The sequence below is a fragment of the Actinomadura sp. NPDC000600 genome, from assembly GCF_040492135.1.
Taxonomy (GTDB): domain Bacteria; phylum Actinomycetota; class Actinomycetes; order Streptosporangiales; family Streptosporangiaceae; genus Spirillospora.
In genome coordinates this window covers 1-1,081 of the sequence record NZ_JBEUPD010000144.1, presented here as the reverse complement: position 1 = coordinate 1,081, position 1,081 = coordinate 1, and the positions used below count along the sequence as shown (strand labels likewise).

Here is a 1,081-nt window from a genome sequence, read left to right as displayed (position 1 = left end):
CAACGCGCCGTCGAGCAGCCGGATCGCCGTACGCAGCTGCGAGTCGGTGAGCCTGCGGGCCCGCACCAGGGCGCCCACCTCGACGGCGCCGACGCCCTCCGGCTGGCGAAGAAGAGCAAGGGCGAGGTCGCCACGCTCGCCAACGTGCCCACCATCGAGGACTTCGGCCGCTACGGCGTCGAGCTGATGAACAAGGAAGGCACCGCCTTCGCCTTCAACGACACCAAGGGCGTCGAACTCCTCACCAAGTACAAGGAGTTGTACGACGCCAAGGCGCTCGACCCGCAAGTACTGACCGCCACCCCGGAGTCCTCCGGCAAGAAGTTCCTCACCGGGGCCGTCGCCATGAACCCGGGCAGCGCCCTGGACCTCGGAAACTTCAAGAAGCAGGCGCCCAACCTGTACAAGAACATCGGCATCACGGACCAGATCACCAGCACCGGCAAGGTGAACATGTACGTGATGGGGGTGATGGTCAACTCCCGTTCCCAGCGGAAGCCGGCCGCCGTCGCCTTCGCGCACTACGTGACCGACGCGCAGCGGCAGATGTCGTTCGCCAAGAAGGTCGCGATCTTCCCGAGCACCGCCGGCTCCCTCGACGACCCGTACTTCACCAAGGAGGACGGCACGGACGAGACGCGGGTGCGGATCGCGGCCGCCGCATCCCTGAAGAACGCGGTCAATTACACGCCCGTACTGTTCAGCGAGCAGATGAAGACCGCGCTGCGCAACGAGGTCGCCAAGGCGCTCCAGGGCAAGGAGAGCCCCAAAGCGGCCCTTGACAACGCTGTCAAGGCGTGCGACCGGCTTCTTCAGCAGCAGGGCTGACGCGCCATGGCGAGTTCCACCGTGTCGAGGGTGCGGCGCCATCTCCCCACCAGCCCCTGGCTGTTCGCCGCCCCCGGGCTGCTGGTCGTAGGCGTCTTCGTCCTCTATCCCTTCGTCTCCACGCTGGTCAACGCCTTCACCGACCGTCGGACGCTGATCCCCGGCCGGTTCGTGGGGCTCGCCAACTTCCGCGAGCTGCTGCACGACGACATGTTCTGGATCGGGCTGCGCAACAGCGCACTGTACGTCCTCG

Annotated in this window: 1 protein-coding gene and 1 pseudogene; both read left to right on the top strand. The window is 66.3% G+C overall.

The annotated features are described in order from the left end of the window. The coding region (locus tag ABWI07_RS44350) for an extracellular solute-binding protein (protein ID WP_353822236.1) at positions 1-828 on the top strand (828 nt) is incomplete at its 5' end. A gap of 30 nt (positions 829-858) precedes the next feature. Continuing rightward, positions 859-1,081, top strand: a pseudogene (locus ABWI07_RS44345) (hypothetical protein); the annotation flags it as partial.